Annotated in this window: 14 protein-coding genes and 1 pseudogene; 8 read left to right on the top strand and 7 right to left on the bottom strand. The window is 66.9% G+C overall.

Annotated features, from left to right (window positions below; all coding sequences use genetic code 11):
- Nucleotides 1-64: 64 nt before the first annotated feature.
- On the top strand, nucleotides 65-1,198 hold the full coding sequence (locus TSB10GB4_RS01220; RefSeq protein WP_186389389.1) for a M20 family metallopeptidase: 1,134 nt from the start codon (nucleotides 65-67) through the stop codon (nucleotides 1,196-1,198).
- A gap of 55 nt (nucleotides 1,199-1,253) precedes the next feature.
- On the opposite strand, the gene TSB10GB4_RS01215 is transcribed toward TSB10GB4_RS01220, so the two are convergent.
- The 4 genes from TSB10GB4_RS01215 to ugpB all read right to left on the bottom strand — a co-directional run bounded on the left by TSB10GB4_RS01215 (nucleotide 1,254) and on the right by ugpB (nucleotide 5,495).
- Nucleotides 1,254-2,306: a sn-glycerol-3-phosphate import ATP-binding protein UgpC gene (locus TSB10GB4_RS01215; protein ID WP_186394233.1), complete on the bottom strand. Its 1,053-nt coding sequence runs from the start codon at nucleotides 2,304-2,306 to the stop codon at nucleotides 1,254-1,256.
- A 5-nt stretch (nucleotides 2,307-2,311) separates the two neighbouring features.
- On the bottom strand, nucleotides 2,312-3,148 hold the full coding sequence (ugpE, locus tag TSB10GB4_RS01210; protein ID WP_186394266.1) for a sn-glycerol-3-phosphate ABC transporter permease UgpE: 837 nt from the start codon (nucleotides 3,146-3,148) through the stop codon (nucleotides 2,312-2,314).
- A gap of 8 nt (nucleotides 3,149-3,156) precedes the next feature.
- Nucleotides 3,157-4,038, bottom strand: a complete 882-nt coding sequence (gene ugpA, locus TSB10GB4_RS01205; RefSeq protein ID WP_186394232.1) for a sn-glycerol-3-phosphate ABC transporter permease UgpA — start codon at nucleotides 4,036-4,038, stop codon at nucleotides 3,157-3,159.
- A gap of 137 nt (nucleotides 4,039-4,175) precedes the next feature.
- A complete protein-coding gene (gene ugpB / locus TSB10GB4_RS01200; RefSeq protein ID WP_208984332.1) occupies nucleotides 4,176-5,495 on the bottom strand; it encodes a sn-glycerol-3-phosphate ABC transporter substrate-binding protein UgpB in 1,320 nt (439 codons plus the stop codon).
- Between the two features lie 429 nt (nucleotides 5,496-5,924).
- On the opposite strand from ugpB, the gene TSB10GB4_RS01195 reads away from it, so the two are divergent.
- The 6 genes from TSB10GB4_RS01195 to TSB10GB4_RS01170 all read left to right on the top strand — a co-directional run bounded on the left by TSB10GB4_RS01195 (nucleotide 5,925) and on the right by TSB10GB4_RS01170 (nucleotide 13,174).
- The gene (locus TSB10GB4_RS01195) at nucleotides 5,925-7,406 is read left to right on the top strand and encodes a replicative DNA helicase (protein WP_186389386.1); all 1,482 of its coding nucleotides are present in this window, start codon (nucleotides 5,925-5,927) and stop codon (nucleotides 7,404-7,406) included.
- Nucleotides 7,407-7,431: 25 nt separating this feature from the next.
- Nucleotides 7,432-8,574 carry an alanine racemase gene (gene alr, locus TSB10GB4_RS01190; RefSeq protein WP_186394231.1) on the top strand — a complete coding sequence of 381 codons (1,143 nt, stop codon included), beginning with the start codon at nucleotides 7,432-7,434 and terminating at the stop codon, nucleotides 8,572-8,574.
- The gene (gene radA, locus TSB10GB4_RS01185) at nucleotides 8,574-9,971 is read left to right on the top strand and encodes a DNA repair protein RadA (RefSeq protein WP_186394230.1); all 1,398 of its coding nucleotides are present in this window, start codon (nucleotides 8,574-8,576) and stop codon (nucleotides 9,969-9,971) included. The genes alr and radA overlap by 1 nt, the downstream gene beginning before the upstream one ends.
- A 141-nt stretch (nucleotides 9,972-10,112) precedes the next feature.
- Complete coding sequence (locus TSB10GB4_RS01180) at nucleotides 10,113-10,754, top strand: CvpA family protein (RefSeq protein WP_186394229.1); 642 nt, start codon at nucleotides 10,113-10,115, stop codon at nucleotides 10,752-10,754.
- 145 nt (nucleotides 10,755-10,899) lie between these two features.
- Nucleotides 10,900-12,420, top strand: coding sequence for an amidophosphoribosyltransferase (purF, locus tag TSB10GB4_RS01175; protein ID WP_186394228.1), 1,521 nt, complete (start codon nucleotides 10,900-10,902; stop codon nucleotides 12,418-12,420).
- Between the two features lie 10 nt (nucleotides 12,421-12,430).
- Nucleotides 12,431-13,174: an SDR family NAD(P)-dependent oxidoreductase gene (locus TSB10GB4_RS01170; RefSeq protein WP_186389381.1), complete on the top strand. Its 744-nt coding sequence runs from the start codon at nucleotides 12,431-12,433 to the stop codon at nucleotides 13,172-13,174.
- Nucleotides 13,175-13,300: 126 nt separating this feature from the next.
- Here the strand turns inward: TSB10GB4_RS01170 and pssA are convergent, their stop codons facing one another.
- The 3 genes and pseudogenes from pssA to TSB10GB4_RS01155 form a co-directional block, all read right to left on the bottom strand.
- Nucleotides 13,301-14,200 (bottom strand): CDP-diacylglycerol--serine O-phosphatidyltransferase, encoded by a 900-nt coding sequence (gene pssA / locus TSB10GB4_RS01165; protein ID WP_186389380.1) that lies wholly within the window; start codon nucleotides 14,198-14,200, stop codon nucleotides 13,301-13,303.
- Between the two features lie 14 nt (nucleotides 14,201-14,214).
- A complete protein-coding gene (locus TSB10GB4_RS01160) occupies nucleotides 14,215-14,916 on the bottom strand; it encodes a phosphatidylserine decarboxylase (protein ID WP_186389379.1) in 702 nt (233 codons plus the stop codon).
- Between the two features lie 136 nt (nucleotides 14,917-15,052).
- A pseudogene (locus TSB10GB4_RS01155) lies at nucleotides 15,053-16,168 on the bottom strand (ABC transporter ATP-binding protein/permease); the annotation flags it as partial.
- 74 nt (nucleotides 16,169-16,242) lie between these two features.
- Between TSB10GB4_RS01155 and TSB10GB4_RS01150 the strand changes: the two are divergent.
- A complete protein-coding gene (locus TSB10GB4_RS01150) occupies nucleotides 16,243-17,301 on the top strand; it encodes an IS110 family transposase (RefSeq protein WP_186394227.1) in 1,059 nt (352 codons plus the stop codon).
- The last annotated feature ends 93 nt before the right edge of the window (nucleotides 17,302-17,394 follow it).

Raw genomic sequence — 17,394 nt, 5'->3', positions numbered from 1 at the left:
AGCGAAACAGCGGGCTAACATGACGCCCCCACCCGATTTTCTTTCACATCGCATGAGGATAGACATGAAGCCGTCGTCGGAGGAGTTGCTCGCCGGCCTGCTTGACTGGGTACGCATCGAGACGCACACGCCGGATGTCGAGGGGCTCAACCGGCTGATGGATCTCGTCGCTGCGCAGGCCGAGGCGTTCGGCGCCACCACCGAGCGCTTTCCCGGCCGCGACGGCCATGGCGACCACCTGCTGGTGCGCTCACCCTGGGGCGACCACTCCGCGCCTGGCATTCTCTTCCTGTCGCATCTCGACACCGTTCACCCACGCGGCACCATCGACAAGGACCTGCCGATCCGCATCGAAGGCGACCGCTGTTACGGTCCCGGCATCTGCGACATGAAGGGCGGCGCCTATAACGGCCTTGCCGCCATGCGCAAGGTCGCGGCCGACATCAAGGCCGGGGCCACGCCCCCTGCCCTTGCGGTCAGCATCCTCTTCACCTCGGACGAGGAGGTCGGCAGCCCGACCTCGCGGCCGCTCATCGAGCGGCTCGGCGGTGCAGCCAAATACGCCCTCGTGACCGAGCCCGCCCGCAATGGCGGCCATGTGGTCACCGCCCGCAAGGGCGTCGGCCGTTTCACGCTGAAGGTGGAGGGCCGCCCCGCCCATGCCGGCGCCCGTCATTGGCAGGGCCGCAGCGCGGTGACCGAGCTTGCCCACCAGATCATCGCGCTGGAGGCGATGACCGACTATGACCGCGAGATCACCGTCAATGTCGGCGAGATCCGCGGCGGCAGCGGCACCAATGTCGTTCCGCAATTCGCGAGCGCCGAGATCGACCTGCGCGTACCGACGCTCACGGCGGCCGAGGAGATGGTCGCCCGCATTACCGGCCTTGCGCCGAAAACGCCGGACACCAGGCTGACGATCACCGGCGGCATGAATCGCCAGCCGTTCGAGCAATCGCCGGCCAGCAAGGCGCTGTTCGACCATGCGGCGGGACTGGCCGCCGAAATCGGCTTCGAGCTGATCGGCGAGACGACCGGCGGCGGCTCGGACGGGAATTTCATCGCCGACAAGGTGCCGACGCTCGACGGGCTCGGGCCCGACGGCGACGACGTCCACACCCTCAACGAGCACATCCTCATCCCCTCCTTGGGCGAGCGGATGCAGCTCATGGTCCGGCTGATCGAAACGCTGGAGTGAGGACGAAGACGGACGGCCGGCGCCAATCGAGCGCCGGCCGGACTTGTTGTCCAGGTCAATCGGGCAGCCGTTTCCCGTCGGCGCCGAAATAGTGCAGATGCTCGGACGTGCAGGACAGATGCACCCGCGCGCCGGCCGCCGGAACCTCGCGCCCGCCCTCGATGCGCACGATCATCCGCTCGCCGTCGTCGAGTTCCACATGGGCCAGTGTTTCCGCCCCGAGAGCCTCGGCGATCATCAGCTTGCCCGACAGCACCGCCTCGCCTGCCGAGCAGAAGGCAAGGTGCTCCGGCCGCACGCCAACCGTGTCGAGCTTTCCAGCCGCCCCGCCGGTCTCCGTCACCTTGCGCAGGAGGCCGCTTGCCGCAAGCCGCGCCGCCTGCAGGAAGTTCATCGGCGGCGAACCGATGAAGCCGCCGACAAAGACCGTCGCCGGCTTGTGATAGACGGCGAGCGGCGTGCCGACCTGCTCGGCATTGCCGCCGTTCATGACGATGATGCGGTCGGCCATGGTCATGGCCTCGACCTGATCGTGGGTGACATAGAGCGAGGTGACGCCGAGGCGGCGCTGCAGCGTCTTGATCTCCACGCGCATCTGCACGCGCAGCTTGGCATCGAGGTTCGACAGCGGCTCGTCGAACAGGAAGACCGATGGCTTGCGCACGATCGCCCGGCCCATGGCGACACGCTGGCGCTGGCCGCCGGAAAGCTGGCGCGGCTTGCGGTCGAGATAGGGCTCGAGTTCCAGCATCTTCGCCGCCTGCGCGACCCGTTCGGCGATTTCCGCCTTGGGAACGCCGGCGATCTTCAGGCCGTAGGCCATGTTGTCGAAGACGGACATATGCGGATAGAGCGCGTAGTTCTGGAACACCATGGCAATGTCGCGCTCGCGCGGTTCCAGATCGTTGACCACCCGGTCGCCGATGCGGATCTCGCCCGCGGTGATGGTCTCCAGCCCCGCCACCATCCGCAGCAAGGTGGACTTGCCGCAGCCCGACGGCCCGACGATGACGATCAACTCGCCATCGGCGATTTCCGCGTCGACCCCGTGGATGACCTCGGTGGGGCCGTAGGACTTGCGGACATTCGAAAAACCGATCTTCGCCATGGAACCTATTTCTCGCTTTCCACGAGCCCCTTTACGAAGAGCCCCTGCATGAAGATGACGACGGCGACGGGCGGCAGCATCGCGAGCAGCGTCGTCGCCATGATCACCGGCCAGTTGGCGATGTCGTCGCCGGACGGGAACATCTGCTTGATGCCCATCACGATGGTGTTCATCTCCGGCTTGGTGGTGATCAGCAGCGGCCAGAGATACTGGTTCCAGCCGTAGATGAAGAGGATCACGAACAGCGCGGCGATGTTGGTCCGCGACATCGGCAGCAGGATGTCGAGGAAGAAGCGCACCGGCCCGGCCCCGTCGACCCGCGCCGCCTCGATCAACTCGTCCGGAACGGTCAGGAAGAACTGGCGGAACAGGAAGGTCGCGGTCGCCGAGGCGACCAGCGGCAGGATCAGGCCGGTATAGGAATTGAGCATTCCGAACCCGGCGACGACCTCGTAGGTCGGCACGATGCGCACCTCGACGGGGAGCATCAGGGTCAGGAAGATCATCCAGAAGAACGCCATGCGGAACGGAAAGCGGAAATAGACGATCGCATAGGCGGAGATGATCGAGATCACGATCTTGCCGATGGTGATGCCGAGCGCCATCACGCTGGAATTGAACAGCATCAGCAGGACCGGCGAGTTGACGCCCCGCGTCAATGCGGCCGTGTAGTTCTCGATCAGATGCGGCCCGGGAATGAGCGGCATCGGCGGACGGGCGATTTCCGGCTGCGTCACCGTCGAGGCGACGAAGGCCATGTAGATCGGAAAGCAGATGATGGCGATGCCGATGATCAGCCCGAGATGGGTCAGCCAGATGCCGAGCCCGCGTTTTTCGACCATGCCGCTCATCAGTAATGCACCTTGCGTTCGATGTAGCGGAACTGGACCACCGTCAGCAGCCCGACCACGAAGAGAAGGATGACCGACTGGGCCGCCGACGAGCCGAGGTCCTGGCCGACGAAGCCGTCGGAAAACACCTTGTAGACGAGGATCGTCGTCGCCTGCTGCGGGCCGCCGCCGGTGATCGTATGGATGACGCCGAACGTCTCGAAGAAGGCATAGACGACGTTGACCACCAGCAGGAAGAACGTGGTCGGCGACAGCAGCGGGAAGACGATGGTCCAGAAGCGGCGGGCAAAGCTTGCCCCGTCGATGGCCGCCGCCTCGATCACGCTTTTCGGGATCGCCTGCAGGCCGGCCAGGAAGAACAGGAAATTGTAGCTGATCTGGCGCCAGGCGGACGCGACGACGACGAGGCCCATCGCCTCATCGCCGTTCAGCACATGGTTCCAGTTGTAGCCCATCGCCTTCAGATACCAGGCGACCAGGCCGACATTGGGATTGAACATGAACAGCCACAGCACGCCGGCGACCGCCGGGGCCACCGCATAGGGCCACACCAGCAGCGTCTTGTAGGCGCTTGAGCCCTTGATCACCCGGTCGGCCATCACCGCCAGCCAGAGCGCGGCGCCCATCGACACCACCGTAACCAGGGTCGAGAACACCACCGTGGTCTTGAACGAGGCGAGATAGTAGCGATCGCGCAGCAGGAACTCGAAATTGCCGAAGCCGACGAACTGCGAGGACAGGCCGAAGGGATCGGGGATATAGGCCGATTGGTAGATCGCCTGGCCCGCCGGCCAGAAGAAGAAGACGAGCGTCACCAGGATCTGCGGCGCGAGCAGCAGATAGGGCAGCACCCGGTTGTTGAAGACGACGTGTTTGTGCATGGCGCACGATCCCGGCTGGTCAGCCCGGCAGCCTCGCCGACGGGCGAAAACGGCCCGGCGGATCGCCGGACCGTTTCCCGTTTCTCGGGGTGGGCGCGGAAGCGGGCGCGCCGTGCTTCCGCGGCCGTTTCAGGAGATCAGCGGTTGGCCTGCTCGAAGCGGCGCAGCAACTGGTTGCCGCGTTCCACGGCCGTATCCAGCGCGTCCTTCGCCGACTTGTCGCCAGCCCACACCGCTTCCAGTTCCTCGTCGATGATGCCGCGGATCTGGTCGAAGCTGCCCAGCCGCAGGCCCTTCGAGTTGGCCGTCGGCGCCTTGCCGGTCATCTGGATGACGGCGATGTCCGTGCCCGGATTGGCCTCGTAGAAGCCGGACGCCTTGGTCGTGTCGAAGGCGGCATAGGTGATCGGCAGATAGCCGGTGTCCTGGTGCCACTTGGCCTGGATTTCGGCCGACGACAGGAAGTTCAGGAACTCGGCAACGCCGGCATATTCCTCGGCCTTGTGGCCGGCCATCACCCACAGCGAAGCGCCGCCGATGATCGTGTTGAGCGGCGCGGCCTCGACCGAAGCCCAGTACGGCAGCGGGCGGATCTCGAAGGCGAACTGCGCCTCGGCCTTCACGCCGGCATAGCCGGCCGAGGATTCGGTGAACAGCGCGCATTCGCCGGCGCGGAAGCGGGCACCGCTTTCGTTGCGACGACCGGCATAGATGAACTTGCCGTCCTTGGCCCACTGGCCCATCGCCTCGATATGGGCAACCTGAACGGGACCGTTGAAGGTCAGTTCGGTGTCGGTGCCGGCGAAACCGTTCTCCTTGGTGGCGAACGGAGCGTCATGATAGGCCGACAGGGTCTCCAGATGCACCCAGCTCTGCCAGGCGGTCGTCAGCGGGCAGGCCGCACCGGCAGCCTTCAGCGTGTCCAGCACCTCGCCGACCTTTTCCCAGGTGGTGAGGTCGACGTCCGGGGCGATCCCGGCCGCCTGCAGGGCGTCACTGTTGACGTAGAGAACCGGGGTCGAGGAGTTGTAGGGGAACGACAGCATCTCGCCGGCAGTGGTGGTGTAGTAGCCGGCGACGGAGGCGAGATAGGCGCTCTGGTCCATCGGCTTGCCGGCCTCGGCCATCAGCTCGTAGACCGGCTTGATGGCGCCCTTGGCGGCCATCATCGTGGCGGTGCCGACTTCGAAGACCTGAAGGATGTGCGGCTGCTCGCCGGCGCGGAAGGCGGCGATGCCGGCATTCAGCGCCTCGGAATAATTGCCCTTGTGCGAGGCGACGACGACATAGTCGCTCTGCGAGGCGTTGAACTTCTCGACTTGCTCGTTCAGCAGATCGGCGAGTCGGCCGGTAAAGGCATGCCACCACTGGATCTCGGTGGCAGCGAAGGACGCGGTGGTGCTGCCGGCAAGCATCGTTGCGGCGACCAGACCGGCCAGGGTCTTGCGATAAACCATGTTTTGCTCTCCCAAAGCTCGGGCAACCGGCCCGACATGCGGTTCTGGTCAACACGGCTTCCGGCATGGAAGGCGCGTTGAACGAAACTCTCCGCATTTCGTATTTGTTTCATATGAACGCCTTATGTCGCTCACATGAACATTAAGCGACACTTCCATGACGGACGCAAGAGCCCGTTTGCACGTATGGAATCGCCGATCCGCCCCGTTCCCCCAGCGCCTGCGGACAAGGCGGTCAAACTCCTGTCATGCGCGGGGTCAAGGCCGCTGTCAGGCCCTTTGCCGGCGGAACGAAGTCGGCTCGCCACGTCAACCGGACGGCGGCGTTTTCCCCGTTCCTTTCGTGGAAATCCTGCTGCCCGGGTTTTGCGCTTCCCCCCTCCTTCCGCCTCCGCTAGGAACAAGGGCTGAGAAGGGAAAACAGGCGTCATGAAGGCTACCGTTCCGGCGAACGACACCAGCGCCGCATCGATGCGCGTTGCCCCGCACAATGCGGAGGCCGAGCGCCAGCTTCTGGGCGCCATCATCGTCAACAACGAGACCTATTACCGTGTCTCCGACTTTCTCGAGCCGGACCACTTCTTCATCGCCCCGCACCGGGAGATCTACGAGAAGGCCGGCCAGCTTATCCGCGCCGGCAAGGTCGCCTCGCCGATCACGCTGAAGACCTTCTTCCCGCAGGACGCCCGCATCGCCGATATGTCGGCGGCGCAATACATCCTGCGGCTCGCCGCCGACGCCGCCTCCGTCATCAATGCGGAAGACTACGGCCGGGCGATCTACGACCTCGCCATCCGCCGGAACCTCATCCGCATCGGCGAGGACATGGTCAACATCGCCTTCGACGCGCCGATCGACATGCCGCCGGCAGCCCAGATCGACGATGCCGAGCGGCGCCTGTTCGAACTGGCGGAAAAGGGTCGCACGGATACCGGCTTCGTATCCTTCGGCGACGCGCTGACCGCCACCATCGAAATGGCGGCCGCCGCCTTCCAACGCGAGGGCGCGCTGTCGGGCATCGCCAGCGGGTTGCGCGATCTCGACGCGCTGATGGGCGGGCTCCAGCCCTCCGACCTCATCGTGCTCGCCGGCCGCCCGGCCATGGGCAAGACCTCGCTCGCCACCAACATCGCCTACAATGTCGCCGAGGCCTACATGGCCGAGGAACAGCCGGACGGCTCGATGAAGACCGTCAATGGCGGCGTCGTCGGCTTCTTCTCGCTGGAAATGTCGGCCGAGCAGCTCGCAACCCGTATCATTTCCGAGCAGACCGAAATTTCCTCCTCGAAGATCCGCCGCGGCGACATTTCCGAGCACGACTTCGAGAAGCTCGCCGCCGCCGCCCAGACCATGCAGCTCGTCCCGCTGCATGTGGACCAGACCGGCGGCATCTCCATCGCCCAGCTCGTGGCCCGTGCCCGCCGCCTCAAGCGCCAGCGCGGCCTCGACCTGCTGATCGTCGACTATATCCAGCTCCTCACCGGCTCGCAGAAGAACAGCGGCAACCGCGTCCAGGAGATCACCGAGATCACCACCGGGCTGAAGGCGCTGGCGAAGGAGCTGCATGTGCCGATCATCGCGCTCTCCCAGCTCTCCCGCCAAGTGGAATCGCGCGACGACAAGCGCCCCATCCTGTCGGATCTGCGCGAATCCGGCTCGATCGAGCAGGACGCCGACGTGGTGCTCTTCGTGTTCCGCGAGGAGTATTACCTGGGCAAGACGATGCCTGAGGAAGGCACCGAGGACTTCGTCAAGTGGGAGGAGAAGCTTGACAGGGTGCGCAACCGGGCCGAAGTGATCATTGCCAAGCAGCGTCACGGCCCGACCGGCACAGTGAACCTGCACTTCCAGGGCGAGTTCACCCGCTTCTCCGACCTCGCCGATCCGGACCGATTCCCCGAGCCGCATTGACGCGGCCAGAGCCTGGACCAGGGATGTGACCGAGACCCACTCCGGCGCCAGCGCCACAGATCCCGGCGACAACGGCCGCATCACCGTCGACCTCGCCGCGCTTGCCGCCAACTGGCGCCGGCTCGCCGGACAGCTCGACGAGGGCACGGCCTGTGGCGCCGCAGTCAAGGCCGACTGCTACGGCCTCGGCGATGCGCCTTGCCTGCAGGCGCTGTGGATCGCCGGCTGCCGCAGCTACTTCGTCGCAACGCCGCAGGAAGGCGCCACCGTGCGCCGCCACCTGCCCGACGCCGTGATCCATGTGCTCAACGGGCTCTATCCCGGCGCAGCAAGCTTCTACGCCGCCAACGGCCTGCGCCCCTGCCTCGGCTCTCCGGACGAGGTCGCCGAATGGCGGGCGGCAGGCGCGCCCGGCCCTGCCGCGCTCCATGTCGACACCGGCATCAGCCGTCTCGGACTGACGGCGGAGGAAGCCGAGGCGGTGGCCGGCGGCCCGCCGCTCGACCTCGCGCTGATCATGTCGCATCTTGCCTGTGCCGATGTGCCGGGCAACCCGATGAACCAGGCGCAACTCGCCCGGTTCCGCGCTCTTGCCGATCTCTTTCCCGGCGTCCCGCGCTCGCTTGCCAATTCCGCCGGCATCTTCCTTGGCCCGGACTTTCATTTCGAGCTCGCCCGCCCCGGCATCGCCCTCTACGGCGGCCAGGCCTCGGCGCTGGAGGAAAGCCGGCTCGATCCCGTCGTCACGTTGGAGGCGCGCATCCTGCAGGCCCACACGCTGCGCAAGGGCGGCGCGATCGGCTATGGCGCGACCTTTATCGCCCCCCGCGACATGCGTGTCGCCATGGTCGCCGCCGGCTATGCGGACGGGTTCCTGCGCGCGGCCGGCTCCACCGACACAAAGACAGGTGCCGAAGCCTGGCTTGCCGGCCACCGCCTGCCGGCACTCGGCCGCATCTCGATGGACATGAGCGCCTTCGATGTCAGCGAGGTTCCGGAAGGGATCGCCGTCCGCGGGGCCTTCGTCGAACTGTTCGGCCGCAATGTCGCGGTCGACGACACGGCGGCCCGTGCCGGCACCATCGGCTACGAGCTGTTGACATCGCTCGGGCCCCGCTTCGCCCGCCACTATGTCGGCACGCCCTCCGACAGCGGGACCCCTGCCTGATGGCCAAGCGCGGCACCGCCTATGTCTGCCAGTCCTGCGGAGCGGTCACGTCCAAATGGGCCGGCCGCTGCGAGAGCTGCGGCGAGTGGAACACGCTGGTCGAGGAGCGCAGCGGCGGCGGGGTCGGCGGCTCGCCGACGGCAGCAAGCCGCAAGCGCGGCCGCGTCGTGCCTCTTGTCGGCCTTGCCGGGGAGAGCGACACGCCGCCGCGCGTCGAGACCCGGGTGGGCGAACTCGACCGGGTCACCGGCGGCGGCTTCGTGCGCGGTTCGGCGCTACTCGTCGGCGGCGATCCGGGCATCGGCAAATCGACATTGCTGATCCAGGCCGCCGCCCGGATCGCCCGTCTCGGTCACCGCGCCGTCTACATCTCCGGCGAGGAGGCGATCGACCAGGTGCGCCTGCGTGCCGCCCGCCTCGGCCTGTCCGATGCGCCTGTCGGCCTGGCGGCGGAGACCAGCGTCGAGGACATCCTCGCCACGCTCACCAGCGGGCCGCCGCCGGCCATCGTCATCATCGATTCGATCCAGACCCTGTGGTCGGAGATGGTCGATTCGCCGCCCGGCACCGTCACCCAGGTCCGCGCCTCCGCCCAGGCGCTGGTGCGTTACGCCAAGTCGAGCGGGGCGACGGTGATTCTCGTCGGCCATGTCACCAAGGACGGCCAGATCGCCGGCCCCCGCGTCGTCGAGCATATGGTCGACGCCGTGCTCTATTTCGAGGGCGACGGCGCCCACCAGTACCGCATCCTGCGCTCGGTGAAGAACCGCTTCGGCGCCACCGACGAGATCGGTGTCTTCGAGATGACCGACAAGGGGCTGGCCGAGGTCGCCAATCCCTCGGCGCTTTTTCTCGGCGAACGCTCGGGCCGCACGCCCGGATCCGCCGTGTTCGCAGGGCTGGAGGGTACCCGCCCGCTCCTGATCGAGATCCAGGCGCTGGTCGCCCCCTCGCCGCTCGGCACCCCTCGGCGGGCCGTCATCGGCTGGGATAGCGCCCGCCTTTCGATGATCCTTGCGGTGCTGGAGGCGCGCTGCGGTGTGCGCTTCGCCCAGAACGACGTCTATCTCAACGTTGCCGGCGGCTTGCGGGTCAGCGAGACGGCCGCCGATCTTGCCGTTGCCGCAGCGCTCATCTCCTCTCTCAGCGGGGTTGCCCTTCCCGCCGATTGCGTCTATTTCGGCGAGGTCAGCCTCTCGGGGGCGGTCCGCGCGGTTTCGCAGGCGCAAAGCCGCCTCAAGGAAGCCCGCAAGCTCGGCTTCACCTCGGCCTTCGTGCCGGAATCGAATGCCGGAGACGGTGCGAGCGAGGGCGGCCCGGTGACGGGGCTGAGCGAGCTTGCGGATCTGGTCGCCCAGGTGGCGGCGCGATCCGCGGGCGCCTCCGAGCGGGACTAGGTCCGGCCCGGACGAGACCCGACAGCCGGCAGCGCCCGATCGCTGCACGCGCCGGGCAAGGCAGTAAACACCGCGGCCGACCCACGCGGAGAACTGGGTCGACAGGGCGTCTAGCGACGCGATCAGGGACCAGGCCGAGCGATGCCGATCACGCTTCTCGACGGAATCCTTCTCGTCATCATGTTCCTGTCGGCCATTCTGGCCATGATCCGCGGCTTCGTCCGCGAGGTCCTGTCCATCGCCTCGTGGATCGCGGCGGCCGTCGCCGCCTTCTACCTGCACGGTCACGTCGTTCCCTTCGTGCGCCAGTACATCAACAACGACAATGTCGCGCTCGGCGTCGCCGCCGCCGCCGTGTTCCTGCTGACGCTGATCATTGTCAGCTACATCACGATGCGCATTTCCGACTTCGTGCTGGACAGCCGCATCGGCGCGCTCGACCGCACGCTCGGCTTCGTCTTCGGCGCGCTGCGCGGGCTGCTGCTTGTCGTCGTCGCGATGATGTTCTTCAACTGGTTCGTGCCGCAGGACCAGCCGGCCTGGATCGCCACGGCCAAGTCGAAGCCGGTGCTCGACACGATCGGCACCCGGCTCGTCAACGCCCTGCCGGAGAGCCCCGAGAACACCATCCTCAACCGCATCCGCAACCGGCCCGAACCCGCCCCCGCCGGCCCGCAGGACGCCCCGCCGGCCGACGCGCCTGCGACCGAGGATCAGGGCTATACCGACAGCGAGCGCCGCAGCATCGAGCAGTTGACGACCTCGGGTTCGTCCACCAACTAAGGCGCATCCGCTCAAAACGGATCGCACCATATGACCGAGTTTCCCTGTGCCACGGACGGACCGCAAGCCGGTGCCGTCCCTGGCGCGTTTTGAAGGCCCGTTGCGCAACCGCCCCGCAGCGCACGGGCAACCAGGAGCCAAGGCCATGGCCTACGCCGATAATCAGACCGCCCCCGATCACGCTGCAAGCCCTAACCGCGACACCGCCAGGGATTTCTGGCGCGAGGAGATCGAAGGCGACCGCCTTCACGAGGAATGCGGCGTGTTCGGCATTCTCGGCCATGACGATGCCGCCGCGATCACCGCGCTCGGCCTGCACGCCCTGCAGCACCGCGGCCAGGAAGCTGCCGGCATCGTCACCTTCGACGGCAACCAGTTCCGCTCCGAGCGTCATCTCGGCCTCGTTGGCGACCACTTCTCCGATGCCGAAACGATCCGTCGCCTGACGGGTCCCTACGCGATCGGCCATGTGCGCTACTCGACCTCCGGCGAGACCATCCTGCGCAACGTCCAGCCGCTCTTCGCCGAACTTGACGGGGGCGGCATCGCCGTCTGCCACAACGGCCACTTCACCAATGCGATGACGCTCCGGCGCAAGCTCATCAAGGACGGCGCGATCTGCCAGTCGACCTCCGATTCGGAAGTCGTGCTGCAGCTCGTCGCCCGCTCGCGCAAGGACAAGATCGTCGACCGCTTCATCGATGCCATCATGCAGATGGAAGGCGCCTTCTCGCTGGTCGCGCTGACCCGCAAGAAGCTGATCGGCGCCCGCGACCCGTTCGGCATCCGCCCGCTCGTGCTCGGCGACCTCAACGGCGCGCCGATCTTCGCCTCGGAGACCTGCGCGCTCGACATCATCGGCGCCAAATTCATCCGCGAGGTCGAGAACGGCGAGGTGATCGTCTGCACTCCCGGCGGCATCGAGAGCTTCTTCCCCTTCGGACGCCGCCCGGCCCGGCCCTGCATCTTCGAATACATCTATTTCTCGCGCCCCGATTCGATCCTCGGCGGGCGCAGCGTCTACGATGTGCGCAAGGAGTTCGGCCGTCAGCTCGCCCTGGAAACCGCGGTCGAGGCGGACGTCATCGTCCCCATTCCGGATTCGGGCGTTCCGGCGGCGCTCGGCTTCGCCGATGCGTCCGGCATTCCCTTCGAGCTCGGCATCATCCGCAACCACTATGTGGGCCGCACCTTCATCGAGCCGACCCAGCAGATCCGCACCCTTGGCGTCAAGCTGAAGCACTCCGCCAACCGCGCCCAGATCGAGGGCAAGCGCGTCGTGCTGGTCGACGACAGCCTGGTGCGCGGCACCACCTCGCTGAAGATCGTGCAGATGATCCGCGACGCCGGCGCCCGCGAGGTGCACTTCCGTCTCGCCTCGCCGCCGATCCGCTTCTCCGACTATTACGGCATCGACACGCCGGTGCGCGAAAAGCTGCTGGCGGCGAAATACAGCCTCGACGAGATGCGCAACTATATCGGCGCCGACACGCTCGCCTTCCTCTCCGTCGACGGCATCTACAAGGCGATCGGCTATGAGGGGCGCAACAACGAGGCGCCGCAGTTCACCGACCATTGCTTCACCGGCGATTATCCGACGCCACTCACCGACATGGCGCAGGACGGGGATCTCACCCACATGCCTCGCCTCGTCGAAGTAGGATGACAGGCAGCACATGACCAAACGCTTCGAGGGACGGGTTGCCGTCGTCACCGGCGCCTCGCGCGGCATCGGTTATTTCACCGCCAAGGCGCTGGCGGCCGAGGGGGCGCATGTGATCGCGCTCGCCCGCACGGTCGGCGGCCTTGAGGAACTCGATGACGAGATCCGCTCCACCGGCGGCCAGGCGACGCTGGTGCCGGTCGATCTGACCGACTACGACGCCCTCGACCGGCTCGGCGCGGCCATCCACGAACGCTGGGGCAAGCTCGACGTCCTCATCGGCAATGCCGGCATCCTTGGCGGCCTGTCGCCGCTCGGCCACGTCACCCCGCGCATCTGGGACAAGGTGATGGCGATCAACGTCACCGCCAACTGGCGGCTGCTCCGCTCGTTCGACCCCTTGCTGCGCCAGTCGGATGCCGGGCGCGTGCTGTTCCTGTCTTCCGGCGCCGCCCACAAGTGCAAGGCCTATTGGGGGCCCTATTCCGTCTCCAAGGCCGCCCTGGAAGCGCTGGTGCGCACCTATGTCGCCGAGACCGCCCAGACGCCGATCACCGGCATGCTGGTCAATCCCGGTCCCGTGCGCACCGCCATGCGGGCCGAGGCGATGCCGGGCGAGGATCCGCAGACCCTGCCGCATCCTTCGGAACTTGCCCCGGCGCTGCTCGATTTCGTGGCACCGGACAACACCGCCAACGGTAAGCTGTTCGATTTTCCGTCCAGGCAGTTGCGGGACTTTGTTCAAGTCGCCTCATAACGTGAGCCGACGGCCCTCAACCCTGGAAAACTGTCAAGACTGACAAGGTCTCCGACCTGAATCGAAAAGCCCTGCGTCTGACGCAGGGCTTTTCCGTTCCGGTGGCTTACCTTCGCAAGTCCCGGCTTACGGCGCGTCGTCCTTGTCGCTCTCGCCGAGATGATCGAGGTCGGTCTCCTCGTCATCGTCGCCCTTGTCCGCTCCGGCAGCGCCCTCCACGACAGGCTCCGCCTTGCGATAGCGCTGATACCAGTGCCAGGCGAAGGGGATCGACACCAGATAGGCCGCCGCCCCCAGGGCCAGCATCTCGAACGGATAGCTCACCAGCAGGGCCACCAGGAACACGGCGGCCACAAAAAGCGGCAGCACCAGATCGCGGCGCACGCGGGTGCCCAGCTTCTTGCCGGAGAAGGTCGGCAATCTGCTGACCATCAGCAGCGCAATCGCCACCACATAGAGCGCCACGGCCGGAGCCAGTTCCGGCCAGTGCGGCAGGATGCCGACGAATTCGAGATAGACGGGGAACAGCACGCTCAAGGCGCCGGCCGGCGCCGGCACGCCGGTGAAGAAATTCACCGCCCAGGCCGGTTTGTTCGGATCGTCGATCGACACGTTGAAGCGCGCCAACCGCAGGGCGGCGGAGATCGAGAAGATCAGCGCCGCAATCCAACCGATCGAACTCACCTCCTGCAGCAGCCACGAATAGAGGATCAGGGCCGGAGCGACGCCGAAATTGACGAAATCGGCGAGGGAATCGAGCTCGGCGCCGAACTTCGACGTGCCCTTGAGCAGCCGTGCCACCCGTCCGTCCAGCGCATCCAGCACCGCGGCGATGACGATGGCGCCGATGGCATAGTCCCAGCGCTCCTCCAGCGCCATGCGGATGGCGGTGAGGCCGGAACACAGGGCGAGCAGGGTCACCAGGTTGGGCAGGATCAGGCGCAGCGGCACCCGGCGGAACCGCGGGGCACGGCCACGCCGGCGGCGTGTCGGACCGGGATCGTAAGGGGCGAAGGGACCTGTCATCTGCGACTGCTCGCTCAACTGACGCGGGTCAGGACGGTGCCGCGCGTTTCGGCGCCAAGTTCCGCAACAACGGTCTCGCCGCCCACCATGGTCTGGCCGACGGCCACCTTCACGCCGGCGTTGTCCGGCAGGTAGACATCGAGACGCGAGCCGAAACGGATCAGTCCAAACCGCTCCCCCGCGCCGATGTTCTCGCCCTCGCGCACGAAACAGACGATGCGCCGCGCCACGAGGCCGGCGATCTGCACCACGCCGATCCGGGTCTCGCCGCTCTCGATGACCAGGCCGTTGCGTTCGTTCTCCTCGCTTGCCTTGTCGGATTCGGCATTGAGGAAACTGCCGGCACGATAGGCGACGCGGGTGATGCGGCCACCATAGGGGGCACGGTTCACGTGGCAGTTGAAGACATTCATGAAGATGCAGACGCGCATCATCGGCGCGCTGCCGAGATCCAGTTCCGGCGGCGGCACCGCCTGCCCCACCTGGCAGACCACTCCGTCGGCGGGCGAGACGACAATGTCGTCGTCGATCGGCGTCACCCGCTGCGGATCGCGGAAGAAATAGGCGACCCAGGCGGTCAGGATCAGGCCGATCCAGAACACCGGAGAGGAAAACCAGCCGATGATCAGCGTCGCCGCGCCGGCTCCGGCAACGAAGGGCCAGCCTTCACGGTGGATGGGGACGAAGGTCTTGGTGATCGTATCGGTCAGCGACATGAGCGGTTCCGTTTGTGGCGGCCCGTCGCGAAACACATGTCCCGCAGACAGGGTGAACCCGCCCCTTGTGCACCGGAGCGGGCCGGAAAATCAATCCATGCCGGCATCGGGTTCCGCTTGAAGCGCCCTTCTCCCCCTATTCCGCCGGCACGTCCTCGCCGGCGCGCGCGCCCCGGACGACGAAACCGTCGCTGTCGGCGGTTGCCGCCCGCAGCCGCTCCTCCGCCTCGCTCGCCTCCTGCTGACGCGCCCACATGGAGGCATAAAGCCCCTCCCCGGCCAGCAGGTCCTGGTGACGTCCGCGCTCGACGATGCGCCCCTGCTCCAGCACCAGGATCTCGTCGGCATTGACCACGGTCGACAGCCGATGCGCGATCACCAGTGTCGTGCGGTTGCGCGAGACCTGGTCGAGCGCGGCCTGGATCTCCCGTTCCGTGTGCGTATCGAGCGCAGAGGTTGCCTCGTCGAGGATCAGGATCGGCGGCGCCTTCAGGATCGTGCGGGCGATCGCCACGCGCTGCTTCTCGCCGCCCGAAAGCTTGAGCCCGCGTTCGCCCACCTCCGTGCGATAGCCGTCCGGCAATGCCTCGATGAAGTCGGCAATCTGCGCCATGCGGGCCGCCTCGCGTATGTCCGCCTCACTCGCCCCGGGCCGGCCGTAGCGGATGTTGTAGGCGATCGTGTCATTGAACAGCACCGTGTCCTGCGGAACCATGCCGGTCGCCCGGCGCAGGCTCTCCTGCGTCACGTCCCGCACGTCCTGCCCGTCGATGGTGATGCGCCCGCCGCTGACGTCGTAGAAGCGGAACAGCAACCGCGAGATGGTCGACTTGCCGGCCCCCGAAGGCCCGACGATGGCGACCGTCCGCCCGGCCGGAACCTCGAAGCCGATGCCCTTCAGGATCGGCCGGTTGGCATCGTAGTGGAAGGCCACATCCTCGAAGCGCACGGTGCCACCCGCGACGGCGAGCGGCGCTGCGCCCGGCCGGTCGGTGATCTCCGCCGGCTGACCGAGCAGTTGAAACATCGACTCCAGGTCGGCAAGGCCCTGGCGGATCTCGCGATAGAGAAACCCGATGAAGTTGAGCGGGATCGACAGTTGCAGCAGCAGCGCGTTGATCATCACGAAGTCGCCCAGCGTCTGCGTGCCGGCCATCACCGCGCGCGCCGACATAACCATGCAGATCGCCGTGGCAACGCCGAGGATCACCGCCTGGCCGAAGTTGAGCCAGGCCAGCGAGGTCCAGGTCCGTTGGGGTGGACGGCCCCCATCCGGCGTCGTTTTGCGCCAAGATGATGGTCCCAACACATCGAAGGAGCCGCCCAATGAACGAGATTACGCGCATCGGCATGGACACGTCCAAGCATCTCTTCCAACTCCACGGGGTTGATGCCGCCGGAGAGACGGTGCTGCGCAGGCAACTGCGCCGCGGGCAGCTTGAAGCGTTCTTCACGAGCTTGCCGCCGGCGCGGGTGGTGATCGAGGCCTGCACCGGCGCCCACCACCTGGCGCGCCGGCTGCGAAGCTGGGGCCACGAGCCCCGGCTGATCGCGCCGCACCGCGCCAAGCCCTATGTCGGGCGCAACAAGAACGACGCGGCCGATGCGGCCGGACTGTGCGAGGCGGGCGGGCGTCCTGGCATGCGCTTCGTGCCGGAGAAGAGCCCCGAGCAACAGGCCCGGCTGATGCTGATGGGCGTGCGCGCCAGCCTGATCCGGGCGCGCACCCAGGTTGCCAACGCGATCCGCGGCTATGCGGCCGAGTTCGGGCTGATCGCGCCCAAGGGGCTGTGCCGCATCGAGACGCTGCTGGAGCAGGTGGCGAGCGACCCCGCCCTGCCGCCGCTCGCCCGCAAGCTGTTCGCGCTGCAGGGCGAGCAATATGCCGCGCTGGCGCCGGCGCTTGCAAAGGTCGAGGCGGAGCTCGAAGCGTTCGTGCGCGACGACGACCTCGCCCGGCGGCTTAAGGCGATCCCTTCGGTGGGACCGGTGGGCGCGGCCTTGTTGACGATCAAGACGCCGGATCCGCGCGTGTTCGCCTCGGCCCGCGGGTTTGCGGCCTGGATGGGAGCGACGCCCAGGGACCATTCGAGCGGGGGCAAGCAGCGGCTGGGCGGGATCACCCGCGCCGGCGACGAGGCCCTGCGCGCGGTGCTGGTGGCGGGGGCGATGGCGGTGATCCGGCAGGCGCTGCGCAGCGGCAAGGCCAGCCCGTGGCTGGCACGCATGTTGGCGCGCAAGCCGGTCAAGCTCGTCGCGGTGGCGCTCGCCAACAAGACCGCCCGCATCGCCTGGAAGATGATGGTGAGCGGGGAGCGCTACGATCCCACGCGCGCCGCCACAGCCGCCACCGCCGCCGCCACCACAGCCACAGCACCGGCGTGACCGAAACCGCCGCACCGGAATGACAAACACGCCCGGCCACGCCGGCCGGGCTTGAGGGAGCGGCAAGCCGAGAGGGAGATGGAGCGTTCGATC

Source organism: Stappia sp. TSB10GB4, from assembly GCF_900185745.1.
GTDB lineage: Bacteria > Pseudomonadota > Alphaproteobacteria > Rhizobiales > Stappiaceae > Stappia.
This window is presented reverse-complemented; position numbering and strand designations above follow the sequence as displayed.